This is a genomic window from Lysobacterales bacterium (genome assembly GCA_016721845.1).
In the GTDB taxonomy this organism is placed as follows: Bacteria; Pseudomonadota; Gammaproteobacteria; order Xanthomonadales; family Ahniellaceae; genus JADKHK01.
In genome coordinates this window covers 653,299-673,377 of sequence record JADKHK010000013.1, presented here as the reverse complement: position 1 = coordinate 673,377, position 20,079 = coordinate 653,299, and the positions used below count along the sequence as shown (strand labels likewise).

Here is a 20,079-nt window from a genome sequence, read left to right as displayed (position 1 = left end):
GTGAGCGGAGGCCAGACGATTCCCGCGCCTGCTATCGGCGCCGACGTGACGTCGCGTCTGATGCGTCCTGCATCCCCCTGACTCGCGGCGGAATTGATATCCGCACACCTGCTGAACGTCATGCTGCGCCGCCGCACATTTCGCCCGATCCTCTCGACGTCACGATCCGTTGCGGTCGCCAATACGCTTCCGTATTGGGATCTATCCAATTGAACTGATTGAATATGATGACGCATTCAAGCGTGAAATCTTGTTTTGCAACGATTTGTCAACCGTGAACATGATCACGCTTCCAATCGTGTGACGCAGTCGTCAAAAGCAACCAGGCCCGCACGTGGCGGGCCTGGTTGCTGCGGAAGCGGGACGGTCAATCAGTTGGCGAGACGGGCTGCACTCAACGTGTCCACAGGCTCATTGTGTTCGAGTGTCAAGTCGGAGGCCTGATAGGCGCCATTGCCGACATTCACGATTGCACCCAACGAGGTCTCGACCAGTTCCGGCATCGCCGTGTTCTCGCGCACTCGCACTTCGGCCAGCTTCAGCTCGCCGAGATTGAGTACCGCGGAGGCAGCGACCAGCGAGTCGTAGCGGCGGCTGATCCAGTTCGATTCGATGCTGGAGCGCAACAAGTCGAGGCGACCGTAGTTGAGCACCGTGCCCGCATCGCGCTGGGTGCCGGCGAGCTGGTTGTAGCTGATTTCACTGCCAATCACGCGCAGTTGGCCGTAGTTCTCGATGATCGCCGGGACATTCTTGGCGATGTTGTCGACGACACGCACCTGATCGAGTTCCAGCTCGCCGCGATTCACCAGCGCACCGCGTGACCCTTCGGCGAGCGTGAGGCGTTCAAGTTTGAGCTTGCCCCCATCGGCAACGGCGACCAGCGCGAAGTCCTCGTCCGAATACCGGCGCAAGTCGGCGTCATTGCCGAGAATCGTGATGTCTCCCGTGATCACCGGCAGGCCGAGTTCACGGTTTTCGTCCGACGCGGTGACCAGGGTATACAGGCCACCGTGTGCAAGGCGGATCGTGGTGGCCTCTCGCGACTGGTTGGCGTGATGAATCGAGGCGACCAGAGCGTCAACGTCGCGATCGGCAATGTCCACCGTCGTAGCAGCCACTGCCGGGTCGATGGCTAGGGCGATGAGTAGCGGAAGCAGTCGAGTTTTCGTGTTCATTTGGGCACCCTGGCATGGCAGCTTTGCCGGAACGTAAGCTGAATGGATCGGCTAGAGTTTTCCTTCTACAACACATTGCCGTGGCCGATTTCACGACTGGTTTACGTATTGAGAGTCGAGGCGGGGCGAGATCGCCGGTTGCGACAATCGTTTGCAGCTTGCGCGCCCATGGCTAGAATCGTTCCGCCCCCGCACGCCGAGGCTGGCCTGCGGCCAATTGGTTTCCACCCTGTGAGGAATTGCATCATGAAGAAGCTGTTGCTGGGACTTGCCACCGCCGCCACGCTGTGCGGTGCAGGATCGGTGTTCGCCGGGGGCGGCAAGCCGACGGTCGCGGTCATCGAATTCAACAATGAAACGAGCGCCGGCTGGTGGAGTGGTGGCGTGGGCTGGGAACTCGCCGGCATGGTGTCCAACGAACTCGCAGCGACCGGTTCCTTCAAGGTGCTGGAACGCAGCAAGATCGAGGCCGTGCTGTCGGAGCAGAACCTCGCCGCCTCCGGTCGCATCGCGGCCGGTACCGGCGCCCGCATCGGCAAGCTGACCGGCGCGCAGTACCTCATCGCCGGCACCGTGAGTGCCTATGAAGAAAACACGGCCAGCACCGGCGGTGGCATCAGCTTCAAGGGCATTTCGCTCGGCGGCAACAAGGAATCGGCCTACCTCGCGATCGATCTGCGCGTGATCAACGCCACCACCGGCGAAATCGACTTCGTCCGCACCATCGAAGGCAATGCCAAGGGTGGCGGCATGAGCATCGGCATTTCCCGCGGCGGCTTCGGCGGCGCACTCGGCAAGCAGCAGAAGACGCCGGCCGGCAAGGCCATCCGCGCGGCCCTGATCGAGATCACCGACTATCTGGACTGCGTGATGGTGCAGCAGGATGCCTGCGTCGACGAATATGACGCCAAGGAAAGCCGCCGTCGCGAGAAGACCAAGGGTGCGCTGGACCTGGACGACTGATCCAGGCAACAACCAGACGACAGGAGCGGGCTTCGGCCCGCTCTTTTTTTTCGGCGTGAATCAGTCGTGTTTCTCGGCGGTCTTCTCGATCGTTTCACCGGCCTTCTTGATGTCCTTGCCGACACCTTTGACGGTGTTGCAAGCCATCAATCCGATGGCGAACGATGCCAGCACGAGGCTGCGCAGAACGAGTTTGGTCATGATCGTCTCCCGTTGGAATTGCGGGCGCGAAATTACCATGCCCCGCATCGCCTGGAAGGTGCGTAGGGACGCAGATTTCAGGCGAGTTCCTGCAGCTTGCGCTTCTGCGCCTCGGCGCGTGAGGGCCGCTTCGCGCTCGGCTTGCGCGCTGCCTTCGCGCCTGGCGCGGCCGCCTGGACGGCCGCGAAGCGACGCAGCGTGGCTTCGGCGTCGGCCGGCGTGATGTCGGTATTCCAGTCCTCCATCAGCGCGATCAGCAACAGTTTCTCGAACTCGGCCGCGAAGCGATTGATGATCAGTTCGGGATCGGGCACGAGCTTGGCGTCGGTGATCAATCCGAAATGCACGGCACCGTCGTAGCTGAGGATGCTGATGCCCATGCCGATCGACCCGGTCTGCGGTACCCAGAACATCTGTTCGACGATCTTGCACCCTGCGAAATACAGCGGCATCTGCGGACCCGGCACGTTCGTCGCCACGGCCGATGCCTTGCGGCTGAACATTTCCAGCGCCGTCTTCTGCAACGCCGCCGGGGCCATGCCGAGCGCGGCCAGCAGTCCGAACGCAACGATCGCCTGGCGCGACCGCTTCAACTCGCGCATGTTCTCGGCCACCCGTTCGAGGCGTCGCAGCGGATTCGATTCGCCGATCGGCAGGTTCAGGAACACCAGACCGAAATGGTTGCCGAGCTTCTTCGCATGCTCGAGCGGACGCAGGTTGACCGGAACGGTCGCACGGATCGTCAATCCATCCGGGTCATCGCCCCGTTCAAGCAAATAGGAACGCAGGGCGCCCGCTGCGCAAGCGAGCAAAACATCGTTGACCGTGCAACCCAGCGCATTGCCGATCACCTTGACTTCGGCCAGCGGCAGCGGCTCGGCCCAGGCACAGCGCTTGCTCACGCCGAGCGCGCCCTTGAAGCGGGTGATCGGATCATCCGGCAGGCTCAGCGCGATGCCGAGTTCACGCGCGATCTCGCCGCCCTCGACCGCCAGCTTCTGCACCAGTTCCGGATCGGCGATCAATTCCTTGCCCTTCTCGATCACCTTCTCGCCCATGTGCAGCGCATTGGTCAGGCCTTCGCGGGCCGGTTGCAGCAGGCGTTCGAGCACCGAGCCACGATCTTCGCTGAGCCAGGTCTTGGCCAGTTCGATGTGCTTTTCCGGCGAAGGCTTCACGTCGGTCAGCGACAACAGCACCTGGATCAACGCGATGCCGTCGGCGTAGCAGTGGTGGATGCGCGTGATCAACGCGCTGCCGCCGTTGTATTTCTCGACGATATGGAACTGCCAGCGCGGCTTCGAGGCATCCAGCGGCGTCGAGGCGAGATGGGAGACCAATCGCTGCAGTTCCTCGCGTCCGCCCTTACCCGGCAATGCCGTCAGCCGCACATGCCAGTCGAGATCGAAATCGGTGTCGGTTTCCCAGTACGCGCCGGCCGGGGTGTCGACGGCCTTCTGCTGGAAACGGCGGTAGGCCAGGAAGCGTTCGCGCAACATGCGCTTGAAGCGGTCGATGTCGAGGTGGGTCTCGAACATCATCACGCCCGAGATCATCATCAGGTTGGTGGCGCGCTCCATGCGCAACCAGGCCGTATCGACCTTGGACATCGGCTCGCGGCCGCGTCGCCCCATCGTCATCACCGCCATGGCCTGCGCTCCCCGCATTGTTCGCACCGGTCTTGGTTGTACCGGTGCGTCGTGAGGGCGTCAACGAGGATCAGAGCCGCTTGATCGACGCGTAGGCCAGCAGCGCAGCGTCGCGGGTTTTCGCCAGATCCAGCATCGGCCGGGCGTACACGTCGCGGACGCCGAACGTGGCCTGCTCCGACGGCTTCAGCGTCCACGCCTTGTGCAGGACGCTGGCCGGCACCTGCGCCAGTTCCGGCACGAAACGCTTGACGTAAACGCCGTCCGGGTCGAAGCGTTCGCCCTGCAGCACCGGGTTGAAGATGCGGAAGTACGGTGCGGCATCGGCCCCGGTGCCGCCGGCCCACTGCCAGCCGAGCGTGTTCGCGGCGAGGTCGGCATCGACCAGCGTGTCCCAGAACCAGCGCGCGCCGTGGATCCAGTGATAGCGCAAGTTCTTGGTCAGGAACGAGGCGACGATCATGCGCACGCGGTTGTGCATCCAGCCGGTTTCCCACAACTGGCGCATGCCGGCGTCGACGATCGGGATGCCGGTGCGGCCGCGCTGCCAGGCCGCGAGCAGTGCATCGTCCGGTGTGGCCCAGGGGAACTCGTCGAACTGGGTATTGAGGTTCGCGTTTGGCGTGTGCGGATAGTGGAACAGCAAGTGGTGTGCGAATTCGCGCCAGCCGAGTTCGCGTACGTAATGCTCGACCCGATCCATCCAGCCCGGATCGCCCTGCGCTTCGAGCTGCAGCGCGGCGAGGATCTGGCGCGGCGAGAGTTCGCCGAAATGCAGGTGCGGCGACAGCATCGAGGTGCCGACGAGGTCCGGGCGATCTCGCTCCTTGCTGTATCGCGTGGCGTGATCGACGAAATCGCGCAATCGCGCCAGCGCGCCCTGCTCGCCCGGGGTCCAGGTGGCGGCCATGCCGGCATCCCAGCGGATCGTCGGCAACAGGTTCAGCGATGCGATCGACTCGGACTGCAGTTCGGCATCGGCGAAGCGCAGGTCACTCGGTGCCGGCAGCGGCAGGACATCCGCGATCCTCGTGACCGCATTCCGCCAGAACGGCGTGAACACGCGATACGGCTGACCGGTCTGCGTGCTCACCTGCCAGGGTTCGACAAACAGCGCGGCGTTGTTGCTCTCGGCGATGAAACCATCGGCCTTCAACTGCTGCTTGATGGTCTGGTCGCGCGCGATCGCGGCCGGTTCGTACAAGCGGTTCCAGTGCACCGCGACCGCGCCGGTCTCGCCGATCAGCTGCGTGATCGCCGCGAACGCGGGACCACGGCGCACGATCAGCCGTCCTCCGCGTTCGCGCAGCTGCGCATCGAGCGCCGTCAGGCTGTGATGCAACCACCAGTCGGTCGCCGCGCCGGATCGCCATTCGCCCTCCTCTTCCGGCGCATGCACGTACAGCGCGATGACCGGCAAGCCGCTTTGCACGGCGGCATCCAGCGCGGGATGGTCGATCAGGCGCAGGTCGCGGCGGAACCAGACGATGGCAGCGCTCATGACGCCTTCCGAACCGGCGGTCGCACCGCCGTGAATCCGCCATCGAGGCCGATCACCTGGCCGGTGATCCACGCGGCCACATCGGACAACAGGAACTCGGCCAGTGCCGCGGCATCCTCCGCCGTGCCGACACGACCGAGTGGATACTGCGCGGCCATCTGCTCGCGCATCGGTTCGGAAGAGAGAAAACGCCCACCGAGCGGCGTGTCCAGCAGACCCGGCGCGATCGCATTGATGCGGATGCCCTGAGCGGAAACGTCGGCCGCAAGCGAACGCACCAAGGCTTCGACGCCGGCCTTCGCGATCGCGATGGCGGCGTGATTCGCCAATCCGACACGCGCCGCGACCGACGAAAACAGCACCATCGCGCCGCCACGCTTGGCCTTCTGCAAGGCCGCGACATACGCCTGCGACAGGAAGAACGCCGTATCGAGATTCGCGGCCAAGGTCTCGCGATATTGCGCTTCACTGGTCCGGGCGATGGGCGCGATCAGGATCGACCCGGCGGCGTTGACGAGACTATCCGGCGGTGCGCCGAACACCTCGGTCGCCGCCGCGACGGCATGCGCCGCGCCATCTGCGGTGCTCGCATCGGCCACGATCCACGTCGCGCCCTCGGGCAAACCGTCCGGCGCTACACCCCGCCCCACCAGCGCCACGCGCACGCCGCGTGCAGTCAACCGTTCGGCCAACACACGACCGACGCCACCGCGACCTCCAACGATCAGCACCGTTTTCATCGATGTCCCCGTAACCATGCGCGCAGCCTAACTTTCACCTGCGTGCATCGGCCGTGAATGCAGGGCCATCGGCGGACTCGCGGACGACTCAGAACCGCTTGGGCAATCCGGCCTGTTTGAGTACCGCGTTTGCGGTGTGACGAGACAGGATCTTCGCGTCGACCACGAATCTCACTTCGGTCAGTGGGCTGCACCAGATTTCATGATCGCCTTTGCCGGGACGCACGAAGTAACAACCGGCAGCGAGCAACATTCGCTTCAACTCGGCTGAAAAACCTTCCATCAGGCGGCGAACTCGAACCGTCGCGTGAGCAATTCGAACGCGACCGGGCTGGCGAAATCGATCTCGTTGGCCGCCAGCAGTTCAGGGATCAGAAGCTTGAGCTTCTCGACGAGTTCCTCGCTAGTTGCAGCCTCGGTGGCCAGGCCCGGCACATCGTCACTGCTCGCGACCCACACCTGTGCTTCGTCATCCCAAAGCGCGTGCACGAAGTACGTCTTTTGCATGGAAACCTGCTCCCACAACCGCAATGAAATCCTAGCACCAGTGGCGACGCCACCCGGAATCGACCGCCTCCGAACTCAACGCTTCAGGCGATACCCGCTCAGGATCATCCAGCGCGCGATCAGCACGCAGGTGACGAGGAAGCCGGCGATGGCGGCGGCGCTGTAACCGACGGGTACGTCGGAGACGCCATAGAAACTCCAGCGGAAGCCGGAGATCAGGTACACGACCGGGTTGAAGAAGGTCAGCTCGCGCCACGGCGAGGGCAGCATGTCGATGGAATAGAACGCGCCGCCGAGGAAGGTCAGCGGCGTGATCACGAGCAGCGGCACGGTCTGCAGTTTTTCCCAGGAATCGGCCCAGATGCCGATCAGGAAGCCGAACAGCGAGAAGCTGGCCGCGGTCAGCAGCAGGAAACACAGCATCCAGACCGGGTGCGCGATTTCGTAGGGCACGAACACGCGCGCGGTGACCAGGATCAGCGCACCGAGCAGCACCGATTTGGTCGTCGCCGCACCGACGTAGCCGAGCAGCATCTCGCCCCAGGACACCGGCGCCGACAGGATCTCGAAGATCGTGCCCGACCACTTCGGGAAGTAGATGCCGAACGAGGCGTTGCCGATGCTCTCGTTCAGGATCGACAGCATCATCAGGCCCGGAATGATGAAGGCGCCGTAGGTGACGCCGTCGATCGCGCCCATGCGCGCGCCAATCGCCGCGCCGAAGACGATGAAATACAGCGAGGTCGAGATCACCGGCGAGGCCACGCTCTGGCCGATGGTGCGGAACCAGCGCGACATCTCGAACTTGTAGATCGCAGCGATGGCCAGCCAGTTCATGCGCGCTCCTTGACCAGGCTGACGAAGATTTCTTCGAGCGAGGTTTCGCTGGTTTTCAGATCATGGAAGCCGATGCCCTCGCTGCCGAGGCGGTTCAGCAAGCGCGAGATGCCGGTCGCTTCGCCACCCGCGTCGAAGCGATAGACGAGCACGCTGCCCTGCTCCTGCAGTTCGAGATTGAGATCGGCGAGCGCGGCCGGGATCGCGGCCAGCGGCTCGTTCAGATGCAGCGCCAGTTCGCGCTTGCCGAGCTTCTTCATCAGCGTGCTCTTGTCCTCGACGAGGATGATCTCGCCCTTCAGGATCACGCCGACGCGGTCGGCCATTTCCTCGGCTTCCTCGATGTAGTGCGTGGTCAGGATGATCGTGGTGCCGCGCTCGCGCAGGCGGCGCACGACGTTCCACATGTCGTGGCGCAGTTCGACGTCGACGCCGGCCGTGGGTTCGTCGAGGAACAGGATGCTCGGCTCGTGCGAGAGCGCCTTGGCGATCAGCACACGCCGCTTCATGCCGCCCGAGAGCGTCATGATCTTGTCGTTGCGCTTGTCCCACAAACTCAGATCCCTGAGCACCTGTTCGATATGCGCCGGGGCAGGCTTGAAGCCGAACAGCCCGCGACTGAAATTGCAGGTGGCCCAGACGGTTTCGAAGGCGTCGGTGTGCAGTTCCTGCGGCACCAGGCCGATGCGGGCGCGCGCTTTGCGGAAGTCCGACACATTGTCGAAACCGTCGGCGACGACGCGGCCGCTCGATGCATTGACAATGCCGCAGATGATGCTGATCAGGGTCGTCTTGCCCGCCCCGTTCGGCCCGAGCAAGGCGAAGATCTCGCCGCGCCGAATGTCGAGGTCGATGCCCTTCAGCGCCGAAAACCCGTTCGCGTAAGTCTTGGTTAAAGCACGGATCGAGACGATCGGCTCAGCGGCCCGCGCCTCCGCCTGCACTGCTGCCGCCATGTCGGTTCCTTCCCGGTTGTCGTCGGGATCGAGTGTAGCGATTGAAGCCACTGGTCGCCGCAGGTCATTCGTCGTTCGACGCCAGGAACGCTCTTCGTCGAGTTACTCAAAACCATCCGCAAAAACAGTTACGGGTGTACTGGCATACGCACCCACATCGCACACGTGACGCGGGCGCCCTCGTTGGTCGATGCCATTGATCGGCGCGAGGTTGCAGACGACGGGATCGCCGGCGCTGATGGCGGTGCTGTTGTCGAGCAGAGCCATGGTTTGCGTCAGGCCGCCGTTGTCGGCCAATGGCGCGAGGTTGAGACTGGACGAGCTGGTGATGTTGGAATGACTGACATTCAATCCGCCGCCGCCAATGGGTGGCAAGGGGCCGTTGCCCAAGTCAAAGTTCATCGCGATGATGTTGTTGGCAATGATGGCGGTGGGTGAATCGGAATAAATGGCTGCCGACACGCCTTGATTGTTCACGATGGTGTTGTTGTACGCGCCAAATGTTTGTGTGCCTGCCTCAACCCCAATGGCTCCGCCCGGCCCCGATGCCGTGTTGTTGTAAAACGTGTTGTTGCCGACTTCGGCCTTGATCGCCGAGGTCAGGTAGATCGCGCCGCCACTATTGTCTGAGTGATTGCCATCAAACGTGTTGCCCAGGATCGAGACTTGTTGCGCTCGGCTGTAAATGCCCGCGCCCAAACTAGCCGAGTTGTTTTTGAACGTGGAGTTGTTCACATTGAGTAGCCCGCCGTTCTCTTGGGCAATGGCAGCACCAGCACCACCGTAACTGATACTTACAAACTCGCACATCGAGACCGTCAAATTGCCATTCAGTGCCCAAATTGCGGAGTCGCTAAAAGGGGGGCTGGTGAATCGCACATCTTCAAAGCGCGCAGATGCGCCGTTAAGCACCCAAAATCCATTGACGGTGTTGAACGTGAGGCCGCGAATGTCATACGACGTAGCTGCAGTGGGTGCGATATTCCGCAGCGTGCCGTTGATGGTCAACAAGTCACTGCCAGGACCGATCACCGTCAGAGATTTATTGAACACGATGACATAAAAACCGCCACTGGCGATGGACTGTGGTGTGCTGAATACGGTTGGGTCAAATCGCACCACGTCTTGCCCGGGGATGGCGACGGCAATGGCTTCTTCCAAGGTGCAGTGTGCGTCGCACACAGTGTCATTGCCCGTGGCCGAATTGGTGACGATGCGATCCACAGCACCCGCACTCGACGCACCGATCGCGACAAACAGGGCGAGCACGTTCAAACGTGCTGCACAGCTGAGTGAGTTGGGCATGGCTTCCGCCTCGGATCGCTCCGCCATCGTACCAACATCGGGACGGCACAGATGACGAGCCATCCCGGTTTGTTCTTCGCCCGCGGCGCGCGGCGGTCGCCGTGTTAGGTTCGGCGGCATGAAAACACTGCGTCGTGTCGCACATGAAATCCACTGGCGAATGCTGCCGGCCGTGTTGTTGGGTTCGATCGCCATTGCGGCGAGCGCACAGGCGGTGCGCGTGCCGGATCGCTTCCGGCCACCGACCAGTTGGGCGGATCTGGCGGACGCTGTCGCGCCAGCCGTGGTTGCGATTCACGCGACGACGATCGAGGGTGGTGCCTCGTCCGATGCCAAGACCGGCAATGCGCCGCAGCGCGAGCAGCCCATCGATCCCTACACGTTCTTCTTCGGCGAAGGCGACAAGGGCCCGCAACCCGAGGCCGAATCCGACGGCACACCGATCAAGACGGGCGGCACCGGATTTCTCGTTTCGAAAGACGGGCTGATCGTGACCAATGTCCACGTGATCGAGGGCGCGCAGACGGTGGAGGTGATGCTCGATGGCCGCACCTACCCGGCGCGCGTTCGTGGCAGCGACCCACTCACCGACATCGCCTTGCTGCAGATCGACGCCGGCCGCGACCTGCCCTTTCTCGAACTCGCCGACAGCGATGCGAGCCGCGTGGGCGACTGGGTGATGGTGATCGGCAATCCGCTCGCACTCGACAAGACCGTGACCACCGGCATCATCTCGGCCAAGGGGCGCGAGATCGGCGTCAGTGACATCGGTGCGTTCGAGAATTTCATCCAGACCGACGCGGCGATCAACTTCGGCAATTCCGGCGGTCCGATGGTGGACATGCAGGGGCACGCGGTGGGCGTCACCACGGCGGTCAACTTCGGCGCCGAGAACATCGGTTTCGCGGTGCCGTCCAACATGGTGCGCGACATACTGCCGCAGCTGCGCGACATCGGCCGGGTGCGTCGCGGTTATCTCGGATTCGTGCCGGTGAGCCTTAAGGCAAACGCGACGCAGGCGTCGAGTGTCGAAGGCGCGGGCGGCCTGCGCGTCGACAAGGTCGAATCCGGCACGCCGGCACACAAGGCGGGCTTGCGGCGCGGCGACCTCATCGTCTCGATCGACGGCCACGCCCTTGACTAAAATTTTGACCGACACACTACGTCGGGCGCTCTCCATTCGTGAGACGGTCAGGCCTTCATGCTGTGGTTCGCCAAGCATCAACACGTCATCGCCCGACTTCGGCCTGCTGTGGTCGTCCCGCTGGAAGTCGCTCCCTGATTGATGTCGATAGCAAAGCGCGGAAACCGCGCCTACGCATCGTCACATCGCGTCGGTTGGCGAGCTCGGTGCCTCCTCACCATGACTCCTCAATCTCGGGTGGCCAGATGCGTCTTGCCGGTGCCGCCGATCAGCACGGCATTCTCGGCCTTCTCGGTGAAGGTCAGCGTCGCCAGTTTGCCGATCAATGCCGCGTCGACCTTCGATTGCGCAAAGTCGAACCCGGCCAAGTCACGGTGTGTTCACTGGTGTCGTGTTCAGCTGGTGGCACCGTCGCGCCTGCTTGAGCTGATGACCTCTGCTGGTCACCTCAGTGCAGCGTCCGCGTATCTGCGCCTGTGCAGGACGTGGGGGCTCGCGTATGTGCCGTCTATCGTGTGTCGCGGGGTTCGGTCGGTCCGGTCCGGCTTTCGGGTCTCCGGTCCCAGGTGGTCCCCGCCGCGCCGGCCGGTGCGGGTCACCCCACAGGTCCACGTCACTGTGTTGCGATCCTTCCGCCCGCCGCGCCGATCCTTTCCTGGTGCCCCTCGCCTCAATCGCGTGCAAAGAGCAACGTCGCAGACGACAGCCGTCCCGGGAGCGTCATCGCCATGGTGTGCCCTCTTCTTCCTGTTGGTGAAATCACCACGCGGTAGGTTGGACACCCTGGTCAATTTTGAACGCGCAAAACCTCGTTTTCCTGGTCAATTTTCAGCGAGCGGCAACATGCACGCCAAACGCAGATGTGGCTCGGGACAAGGCTTGCAGGCCATGATGGCGTGCGAAGTCTGGGAGTGCGCGTCCCCCCTCGCCTCGGTTCGGGCGTCAGCCCTGCCAACGTCTCAGACGACTTAAAAAAATAACGCCCGCCGCATGTCCCGAGGCCCAGGCCCATTGGAAGTTGTAGCCGCCGAGCCAGCCGGTGACGTCGACGACTTCGCCGATGAAATAGAGGCCGGGCACGTGTTTGGATTGCATCGTGGTCGATGAGAGTTCGTCGGTGTCGACGCCGCCGAGCGTGACTTCGGCGGTGCGATAGCCTTCGGTGCCGCTGGCGACGAGTGGCCAGTCCTGCAGTTGCGCGGCGATGGCGCGCAGTTCGGGATCGTTGAACTGCTTGATCGGACGCGACTCGAACCAGACCTCGCACAGGCGCTCGGCGAAGCGTTTCGGCAGCAGGTCGGCAAGCGCGGTGCGCAGTTCGGCCGCGGGACGCTTGGCCTGCAAGTCCTTGAACGCAGCGAACGCATCCGCCTGCGGCAAGAGATCGAGGCGCAGGTCGTCGCCTGGCCGCCAGTAAGAGGAAATCTGCAGGATCGCCGGACCGCTGACGCCGCGGTGCGTGATCAGCATGAAGTTGTCGAACTGCTGGCCGTTGCAACGCGCCGACACCGGCAAGGCCACGCCGCTCAGGCCTTCGAAACGTTCCTGATGCTTGCCCGACAGCGTCAGCGGCACCAGCCCGGCGCGTGTCGGCAACACCGTGTGGCCGAACTGGCGCGCGAGCTCGTAGCCGAAGCCGGTCGCGCCCATGCTCGGGATCGACAGGCCGCCGGTGGCGACCACCAGCGCGCTCGTTCGGATCGGTCCGAGCGCGGTCTGCACGACGAAACCGCCGTCGATCCGTTCCACGCCATCGACCCGGCACGAGGTATCGATGCGCACGCCGCCGGCCTCGCACTCGTCCAGCAGCATCCGCACGATCTGCTTCGAGGAATCGTCGCAGAACAACTGCCCGAGTTCCTTCTCGTGATACGCGATGCCGTGGCGCTCGACCAATTCGATGAACTGCGCCGGCCGAAAGCGCGCCAGCGCCGACTTGCAGTAGTGCGGATTTGCAGAAAGATAATTCGCAGGTGTGGTGCCGGTGTTGGTGAAATTGCAGCGCCCGCCGCCCGACATCAGGATCTTCTTGCCGACGCGGTTCGCATGCTCGAGCACGCGCACGCGCCGGCCGCGCTGGCCCGCGGTCAACGCACACATCAGGCCGGCAGCGCCGCCGCCGATCACGCGCGCGCCGGCCCCCCGCCCGGCGGCCCCCGCCCCCCCCCCCACCCAGGCATCCACGGACTCGTTCCACTGCGACTGGAACGCTCATCGGCCGGGACGCTAGCATGCCCGGCCGAATCCGATCAGCTCCCCGCGATGTTGCGACTCACCGAACTCAAGCTGCCGCTGGACCATCCCGAGGACGACCTGCGCGCCGCCCTCCTTGCGCGCCTCGGCATCGGCGCGGACGACCTGGTCGCGTTCACCGTCTACAAGCGCAGCTACGACGCGCGCCAGAAGAAACAGATCCAGCTGATCTACACGGTCGATGTCACGCTGCGCGAGGGCGTCGAAGCTGCGGTGTCGAAGCGCGCGATCGCGCATGTCGCCGCCAGCCCGGACATGACCTATCGCTTCGTCGCGCAGGCGCCGGCCAACCTCAAGCATCGCCCGCTGATCATCGGCTTCGGGCCTTGCGGGCTGTTCACGGCGCTGATCCTCGCGCAAATGGGCTATCGCCCGATCGTGCTCGAACGCGGCAAGGCCGTGCGCGAGCGCACCAAGGACACCTGGGGCCTGTGGCGCGGCAGCGTGCTGAACCCGGAATCGAACGTGCAATTCGGCGAAGGCGGCGCCGGCACGTTCTCGGACGGCAAGCTCTACAGCCAGATCAAGGACCCGCAGCACTACGGCCGCAAGGTGCTGGAGGAATTCGTCGCAGCCGGCGCGCCCGAGGAAATCCTCTACGTCAGCAAGCCGCACATCGGCACCTTCCGCCTGGTCAGCATGATCGAGAAGATGCGCGGCGACATCGAAGCGCTCGGCGGCGAGATTCGTTTCAGTACGCGCGTCGAGGAACTGCTGATCGAGGACCGGCAGGTGCGCGGCGTGCGCTTGGCGAACGGCGATGAACTGCGCAGCGACCACGTCGTGCTCGCCATCGGCCACAGCGCCCGAGACACCTTCCAGCATCTGCACGACCAGGGCGTGCACATCGAGGCCAAGCCGTTCTCGATCGGCTTCCGCATCGAGCATCCGCAGTCGCTGATCGACCGCGCCCGCTTCGGCGACCACGCCGGCCATCCGCTGCTCGGCGCCGCCGACTACAAGCTGGTGCATCACGCCCGCAACGGCCGCTCCGTCTACAGCTTCTGCATGTGCCCGGGCGGCACCGTGGTCGCGGCCACGTCGGAAGCGGGCCAGGTCGTCACCAATGGCATGAGCCAATATTCGCGCAACGAACGCAATGCCAATGCCGGCTTCGTCGTCGGCATCAGCCCGGAGGACTATCCGGGCGGCCCGCTGGCCGGCATCGACTTCCAGCGCCACTGGGAACGTCGCGCCTTCGCACTCGGCGGCGGCGACTATCGCGCGCCCGCGCAACGCGTCGGCGACTTCCTCGCCGGCCGACCGTCGACCGAACTCGGATCGGTGCTGCCTTCGTACCAGCCGGGCGTGCACCTGTGCGACCTGAGCACCGCCCTGCCCGACTACGCCATCGCCGCGATGCGCGAAGCCCTGCCCGCCCTCGACCGCCAGATCAAGGGATTCGCGATGCCGGACGCGCTGCTCACCGCCGTCGAAACACGCACGTCGTCGCCCATCCGCATCACCCGCGGCGCCGACTACCAGAGCATCAACACCCGCGGCCTCTACCCCGCCGGCGAAGGCGCGAGTTACGCCGGCGGCATCTACTCCGCCGCCATCGACGGCATCGAAGTCGCGCAGGCAGTGGCGTTGGCGATCAATGGCACGCGCTGAGCGCGACGCGTCGCCCATGGATGCGGTGGAACGCTGGTTCGATACCGGATTCTCGCGACTGCATCCGTTGCTGCAGTCGCTGCATCGTTTCGGCGGCACGCTGCAGGGCAATGTCCGGATCCAATACGGCCGCGGTGTCGCCGGATGGTTGGGACGACGCATGGCAGGCCGCATGGGTTTGCCGCGCCAGGCGGGCGAGATCGCGTTGCATGTCGACATCCGCTCCGATGCGCACGCCCTGCATTGGGATCGCCGATTTGGCGATTCGACCTGGATGCGCTCGCGCTTCCATCCGGTCGGTACGTGGCCGCGGGGGTATTGGGTGGAAACCGTCGGTGCGCTGCGCATCGCGCTGCACGTCGATGTCGCCGACGGCGCTTGGCGTTGGCAGCCGATGCGGGCCTGGATCCACGGCATCCGTGTGCCGATGGTGCTGATGCCGCGGGTCGATGCGTCGAAGCGGATCGAGGGCGGGCACTACGTGTTCGAGGTGCGTGTGACCCTGCCGATGCTCGGCCTGCTGTTCGCTTACGGCGGACGCTTGCGGGCCGGGACGGCGATCACGCGGGCTGGGGCGGATTGATCGATCGCACCGAATCCGCTTGCGCCTGCAACGCCGCCAGCGTGTCGGGATCGAAGCGGTCGAGGTTGCGGACTTGCAGGCCGAGGCGCGGGTGGTCTTTGAAGCGGTCGCGGTGGCGGCGCAGGAAGTCCCAATACAGCGTGGTGATCGGACAGGCCTCGGCGCCGAGCATCTGGTCGGGTTTGTAGCGGCAGCCGCGACAGTAGTTGCTCTGGCGGTCGATGTACTTGCCGCTGGCGATGTAGGGCTTGCTGGCCATGACGCCGCCGTCGGCGAACTGGCTCATGCCGAGCGTGTTCGGCACTTCGACCCAGTCGACCGCATCGACATAGACCGCGAGATACCAGCGGTGCACGGCCTGCGGATCGACGCCGGCGAGCAGCGCATACAGGCCGGTGACCATCAGCCGCTGGATGTGGTGGGCGTAGCCGTGGCGCAGGGTTTGCCCGATGGCGTCGCGCAGGCAGTGCAGGTCGGTGTCGCCGGTCCAATAGAACTCGGGCAGCGACGCGTGTGCGTCGAGCGCGTTGTCGGTCGCCCATTGATCGATGCGCCACCAGTACAGGCCGCGCACGTATTCGCGCCAGCCGAGGATCTGGCGGATGAAGCCTTCCGCCGCAGCGATCGGCACGCGCCCGGCACGATATTCGGCCTCGACCGCGTCGACCACGCGCTTCGCAGGCAGCAGCTTCAGGTTCATCGCCGCCGACAGGCGCGAGTGATACAGCCAGGGCTCGCCGCTCCACATCGCGTCCTGCCATTGCCCGAACGCGGGCAGACGATGCGCAAGGAAATCCTGCAGCGCGGCTTCGGCGGCTTCGGCCGTCACCGGCCAATCAAACGTGTCGAGATCGCCGGGATGTTCGGCGTAGTCGCGGGCCACGAGATCCAGCACCTCGCGCGTGATCGCATCGGGCACGAAGCGCCTCGGCGCCGGCAGGAAACCCGGCCCCTGCGCGCCGAAACCGTTGCGATTGTCGTGGTCGTAGTTCCACTGCCCGGTGGCCGGCTTGGCGCCGTCCATCAGCACGCGATGACGCTTGCGCAGGTCGCGATAGAACCACTCCAGCCGCAGCTCGCGCCGACCATTGGCCCAGGTCGCGAACTGTTCCGGCGTCGCGTAGAAGTGGCGGTCTTCGCGCACCTCGATCGGCACGCCGGCCTCGACACAGACCGCACGGATCGCCGCATCGACGCGACCGTCGCCGGCCAGCACCATGATCACGCGCTCGGGTCGCCACACCGCCAGATCGGCCTTCAGCGCATCGGCCAGCGTCGCCGCTGCGTGCGCGCCGTGCGCGCGATACCGCACGTCCCAGCCGCGCCCACGCAGCCCGGCTGCGAAGTGCCGCATCGCCGCCAGAAACACCGCGATCCGCGCCTTGTGCGACCACACGTGCGTCGCTTCCTCGCGCACCTCGGCCATCCACACCCCATCGCGCGCGGCCTCGAATCCGTCGAACGCGGCCGAGTCGGCGTCGAGTTGATCGCCGAGGATGAGGATCAGGTTGCGGAGGGCGGAAGTCATCCGCGCATGATGGCCGCGAGGACGTGGAGGCCATGTGGTCAGGGGAAGGTCGCCACCCCTGCCGTCAGTCACAGCCCTCTCTCCTTGATTGTTTAGGAGAACCCGCTAGGCTTGCCTAAACTTCTTAGGTGAAACCATGAGCGCGGCGCCGATCATTCCCGGAACCCTGGATCTGCTGGTGTTGAAGGCCGTGTCGCTGGGACGCGAGCATGGCTATGGCGTGTTGTTGCGCATCCAGCGCGCGTCGCAGGACGTGCTCGCAGTCGAGCAAGGCGCCTTGTATCCGGCGCTGGCGCGACTCGAGCAACAGCGGCTGATCGAGTCCGAATGGGGCGTGTCCGACAACAATCGTCGGGCAAAATTCTATGTGTTGACGCGTGACGGCAAGGCCCGCCTGAAGTCGGACACGGCCGACTGGAAACGCTTCGCCGCGGCATTGGAACAGGTGCTGGCGACACCGAACCTGGAGGCATTGGCATGAGCCTGACATCGCTCTGGCGACGTCTGCGCCACCGCGCCCGCTTCGAGCGCGACCTCGACGACGAACTCGCCTTCCATCTCGAGGCGCGCCGCGAACACCTGATCCGGCAAGGCCACGACGAAGCCGAAGCGACGCGCCGCGCGCGCATCGAACTCGGCATGGTCGAGTCGCACAAGGACGCGGTGCGCGCCGCGCATGGCCTGGCCTGGTTCGACCAGTGGGCCGGCGAGTTGCGCCGCGCCGCGCGCAGCCTGATCCGCAGCCCGCTGTTCGCGCTATCTGCCATCGCCATTCTCGGCGCCGCCATCGCAGTGAACCTGGTGCTGTTCTCGATCTACGGCAGCTACATCCTGCGCACCCCGGAGATCGTGCAACGCGGCGAACTGGTCGACCTCGCCGATCTGCGCGGTGCAGATGGCTACTTCCGTCCGCGCCTGAGCGCAGACGAATTGCGCAGCCTCGCGCCCGCACTCGCCGAGCGGAGCCGCGGCCTGCTGATCAGCAACATGGTGCGCATGATGCTCGGCGGCGATGCACCACGCACCGCTTACGGCCTCGCGGCCAACGGTGACTACCTGCCACTGCTCGATGCCAGGGCGCGTATCGGCCGCGTGCTCGACGCGCGCGACGACGCCCCTGGCGCGGCACCAACCCTGGTCCTGAGTGATGCCGGCTGGCGTTCGCTCACGGCGTCCGATCCGGACATCGTTGGCAAGACGCTGAACTTCAGCGGCGTCGACTTCACCGTCGTCGGCGTCATGCCGGCGAACTTCCTCGACCTGCAACCGTTGCCGCCGCAGTACTGGATCAGCACCGAAGGTTATGCGACCTGGCGCGGCCACTACACCGGCAGCGATTATTCGGAAGGCTACGACGTCAGCGTGCTGCTGGCGCAAGGGGAGAGCCCGGAAAGCCTGCGCCAGCGCCTGTTGCCGGCGCTGCAGGCCTTGCCGAACCGGCAAGGCCAGGATGAAGGCATCGCCGACGTGCTGGTGTTGCCGCGCAAATCGCTGCTCGCCGCGGAAGACGCGTCCGACATCAATATCGCGGCGATTCCGGTGTTCGGCCTCGTGCTGCTGGTGCTGGTCGTAGCCTGCGCCAACCTCGCCAACCTGATGCTGGCGCGCGCCACCGCGCAACGCCAGGAACTCGCGATCCGCGCCAGCGTCGGTGCATCGCGCTGGCGGCTGATTCGGCAACTGCTGACCGAAAGCGGCCTGCTCGCCATTGCGGCCGCCGCGTTCGGGCTGGTGTTGTGTGCGCTGACCGTGGAGCCGACGCATCGTTACGCCTTGTCGATGATGATCGGCCTCGGCCTTGAACCGATCGACATCCACATCGATGGTCGCGTCTTCATCGCGGCCACCGCGCTGGCCGCGTTCACGACGATGAGTTTCGGGCTGCTGCCGGCGCTCGCCGCGACGAATCGCAACATCGCTTCCGGTGCGCGTCGCGATGCCCGCATCGGCACGATCTCGCCGTCGAAACTGCGCGGCGTGCTGATGGTGCTGCAGATCGCCGCCAGTCTGGTGCTCCTGGTCGTCGCGGCCTTGATCGTCGCGACCGCGCACCGCGCCCAGCACATCGATACCGGCTTCAACGTGTCGCGGCTGATGGATCTGCGTCATCCGGCCGTGGACACCGCGCTGCGCAGTCGCATCGAGCAGATTCCCGGTGTCGAAGGCAGCACCTCGGCCGCACGTGTGCCGCTGTATGGCTGGCAGTCGCGTACGCCGGCCGTGGTCGACGGGCAGAGCCTGCCGCTCGGCGTGAATCTGGTCGACGAACGTTACTTCGGCACGCTCGGCGTCCGTCTGACCACGGGGCGGGATTTCCGCGCCGAGGAAGCGACACACCGCGCCGATGTCGCCATCGTCAGCGCGGCGACCGCCGAGAGTCTGTGGCCGGGACGCAATGCCATCGGCCAGCGCATCAAGCTCGTTGGCGAAGAAAGCGTTTTCTTCGACAAGGATCGCGAGGTCGAAGTGGTCGGTGTCGCCGCCGACATCGCCAGCGGCCTGTTGTTCACTGGTCTCGACAAGACCGCCGTCTACCTGCCGGCGCAACTCGGTCAGCCCTTGATGAGCGACCTGATGCTCGCCGTCGATCCGGCGCGCGTCGATACCGTCACCCGCGAGCTGGTGCGCCTCTGCAACGAGCGCGATCGTGCACAACCTTGCGAGCCGTGGTCACTGACCCAGGTCGCAGCCCAGCAACGCATGCCGTTCGAGATCGCGCGCAGCGTCGCGACCGTGCTCGGCCTGGTCGCGCTGCTGATCTCGGCGATCGGCCTGTACGGCGTGGTGCGCTTCACCGTCGCCAGCCGCACCCGCGAGATCGGTGTGCGGGTGGCGCTCGGCGCGACGCCGCTCGGGGTCGTGAAACTGGTGTTGCGCGGCGCGTTGCGACAGGTCGCCTGGGGCATCGCGATGGGTCTGCCGGTCTGCCTGCTGGTGTCGTGGACCTTGAGCGGCGCGCTCGGCGGAAGTGTCGCGTTCGCACCGATGGCCTATGTCGGTGTGCCGGCCCTGCTGCTCGCGACCGCCCTGCTCGCCACCGTGCTGCCGGCACGTCGCGCGACCCGCATCGCGCCGACGGAAGCCTTGCGCGAAGATTGATCGATGCACGGCCCGCGTATC

19 protein-coding genes are annotated in these 20,079 nt (G+C 64.9%); 6 read left to right on the top strand and 13 right to left on the bottom strand.

Features of this window, described 5'->3' with window-relative positions:
* Nucleotides 1-371 precede the first annotated feature (371 nt).
* Entirely contained in the window at nt 372-1,178 is an 807-nt protein-coding gene (locus IPP28_10415; GenBank protein ID MBL0041433.1) for a hypothetical protein, read from the bottom strand.
* Nucleotides 1,179-1,424: 246 nt separating this feature from the next.
* Here IPP28_10415 and IPP28_10410 point away from each other — a divergent pair, with 246 nt between their 5' ends.
* The gene (locus IPP28_10410) at nt 1,425-2,141 is read left to right on the top strand and encodes a CsgG/HfaB family protein (GenBank protein MBL0041432.1); all 717 of its coding nucleotides are present in this window, start codon (nt 1,425-1,427) and stop codon (nt 2,139-2,141) included.
* Nucleotides 2,142-2,201: 60 nt separating this feature from the next.
* On the opposite strand, the gene IPP28_10405 is transcribed toward IPP28_10410, so the two are convergent.
* From IPP28_10405 to IPP28_10365, 9 genes are all read right to left on the bottom strand, one after another.
* Nucleotides 2,202-2,342, bottom strand: coding sequence for an entericidin A/B family lipoprotein (locus IPP28_10405; GenBank protein MBL0041431.1), 141 nt, complete (start codon nt 2,340-2,342; stop codon nt 2,202-2,204).
* Between the two features lie 77 nt (nt 2,343-2,419).
* Complete coding sequence (locus IPP28_10400; GenBank protein MBL0041430.1) at nt 2,420-3,991, bottom strand: wax ester/triacylglycerol synthase family O-acyltransferase; 1,572 nt, start codon at nt 3,989-3,991, stop codon at nt 2,420-2,422.
* 70 nt (nt 3,992-4,061) lie between these two features.
* Nucleotides 4,062-5,492 carry a deoxyribodipyrimidine photo-lyase gene (locus IPP28_10395; protein MBL0041429.1) on the bottom strand — a complete coding sequence of 477 codons (1,431 nt, stop codon included), beginning with the start codon at nt 5,490-5,492 and terminating at the stop codon, nt 4,062-4,064.
* Nucleotides 5,489-6,232, bottom strand: coding sequence for an SDR family oxidoreductase (locus IPP28_10390; GenBank protein ID MBL0041428.1), 744 nt, complete (start codon nt 6,230-6,232; stop codon nt 5,489-5,491). The genes IPP28_10395 and IPP28_10390 overlap by 4 nt, the downstream gene beginning before the upstream one ends.
* An 88-nt stretch (nt 6,233-6,320) precedes the next feature.
* On the bottom strand, nt 6,321-6,515 hold the full coding sequence (locus tag IPP28_10385) for a type II toxin-antitoxin system HicA family toxin (protein ID MBL0041427.1): 195 nt from the start codon (nt 6,513-6,515) through the stop codon (nt 6,321-6,323).
* Nucleotides 6,515-6,739, bottom strand: a complete 225-nt coding sequence (locus IPP28_10380; protein ID MBL0041426.1) for a DUF1902 domain-containing protein — start codon at nt 6,737-6,739, stop codon at nt 6,515-6,517. Before IPP28_10380 ends, IPP28_10385 begins: the two co-directional genes overlap by 1 nt.
* 75 nt (nt 6,740-6,814) lie before the next feature.
* A complete protein-coding gene (locus IPP28_10375; protein MBL0041425.1) occupies nt 6,815-7,576 on the bottom strand; it encodes an ABC transporter permease in 762 nt (253 codons plus the stop codon).
* Nucleotides 7,573-8,532 (bottom strand): ABC transporter ATP-binding protein, encoded by a 960-nt coding sequence (locus IPP28_10370; protein MBL0041424.1) that lies wholly within the window; start codon nt 8,530-8,532, stop codon nt 7,573-7,575. Before IPP28_10370 ends, IPP28_10375 begins: the two co-directional genes overlap by 4 nt.
* A 102-nt stretch (nt 8,533-8,634) precedes the next feature.
* Nucleotides 8,635-9,957, bottom strand: a complete 1,323-nt coding sequence (locus IPP28_10365; protein MBL0041423.1) for a right-handed parallel beta-helix repeat-containing protein — start codon at nt 9,955-9,957, stop codon at nt 8,635-8,637.
* Between IPP28_10365 and IPP28_10360 the strand changes: the two genes are divergently transcribed.
* Nucleotides 9,956-10,981 carry a trypsin-like peptidase domain-containing protein gene (locus tag IPP28_10360; GenBank protein MBL0041422.1) on the top strand — a complete coding sequence of 342 codons (1,026 nt, stop codon included), beginning with the start codon at nt 9,956-9,958 and terminating at the stop codon, nt 10,979-10,981. The genes IPP28_10365 and IPP28_10360 overlap by 2 nt on opposite strands.
* A gap of 227 nt (nt 10,982-11,208) precedes the next feature.
* Here the strand turns inward: IPP28_10360 and IPP28_10355 are convergent, their stop codons facing one another.
* Complete coding sequence (locus tag IPP28_10355) at nt 11,209-11,349, bottom strand: ATP-binding protein (protein ID MBL0041421.1); 141 nt, start codon at nt 11,347-11,349, stop codon at nt 11,209-11,211.
* 574 nt (nt 11,350-11,923) lie between these two features.
* Nucleotides 11,924-13,081: an NAD(P)/FAD-dependent oxidoreductase gene (locus IPP28_10350; protein ID MBL0041420.1), complete on the bottom strand. Its 1,158-nt coding sequence runs from the start codon at nt 13,079-13,081 to the stop codon at nt 11,924-11,926.
* A gap of 162 nt (nt 13,082-13,243) precedes the next feature.
* On the opposite strand from IPP28_10350, the gene IPP28_10345 reads away from it, so the two are divergent.
* Complete coding sequence (locus IPP28_10345; GenBank protein MBL0041419.1) at nt 13,244-14,848, top strand: NAD(P)/FAD-dependent oxidoreductase; 1,605 nt, start codon at nt 13,244-13,246, stop codon at nt 14,846-14,848.
* 16 nt (nt 14,849-14,864) lie between these two features.
* Nucleotides 14,865-15,431, top strand: a complete 567-nt coding sequence (locus IPP28_10340) for a DUF4166 domain-containing protein (GenBank protein ID MBL0041418.1) — start codon at nt 14,865-14,867, stop codon at nt 15,429-15,431.
* On the opposite strand, the gene IPP28_10335 is transcribed toward IPP28_10340, so the two are convergent.
* Complete coding sequence (locus IPP28_10335; GenBank protein MBL0041417.1) at nt 15,409-16,959, bottom strand: cryptochrome/photolyase family protein; 1,551 nt, start codon at nt 16,957-16,959, stop codon at nt 15,409-15,411. The two genes, IPP28_10340 and IPP28_10335, sit on opposite strands and share 23 nt — an antisense overlap.
* A gap of 136 nt (nt 16,960-17,095) precedes the next feature.
* On the opposite strand from IPP28_10335, the gene IPP28_10330 reads away from it, so the two are divergent.
* Nucleotides 17,096-17,440, top strand: coding sequence for a PadR family transcriptional regulator (locus IPP28_10330; protein MBL0041416.1), 345 nt, complete (start codon nt 17,096-17,098; stop codon nt 17,438-17,440).
* A complete protein-coding gene (locus IPP28_10325) occupies nt 17,437-20,058 on the top strand; it encodes an ABC transporter permease (protein MBL0041415.1) in 2,622 nt (873 codons plus the stop codon). Before IPP28_10330 ends, IPP28_10325 begins: the two co-directional genes overlap by 4 nt.
* The last annotated feature ends 21 nt before the right edge of the window (nt 20,059-20,079 follow it).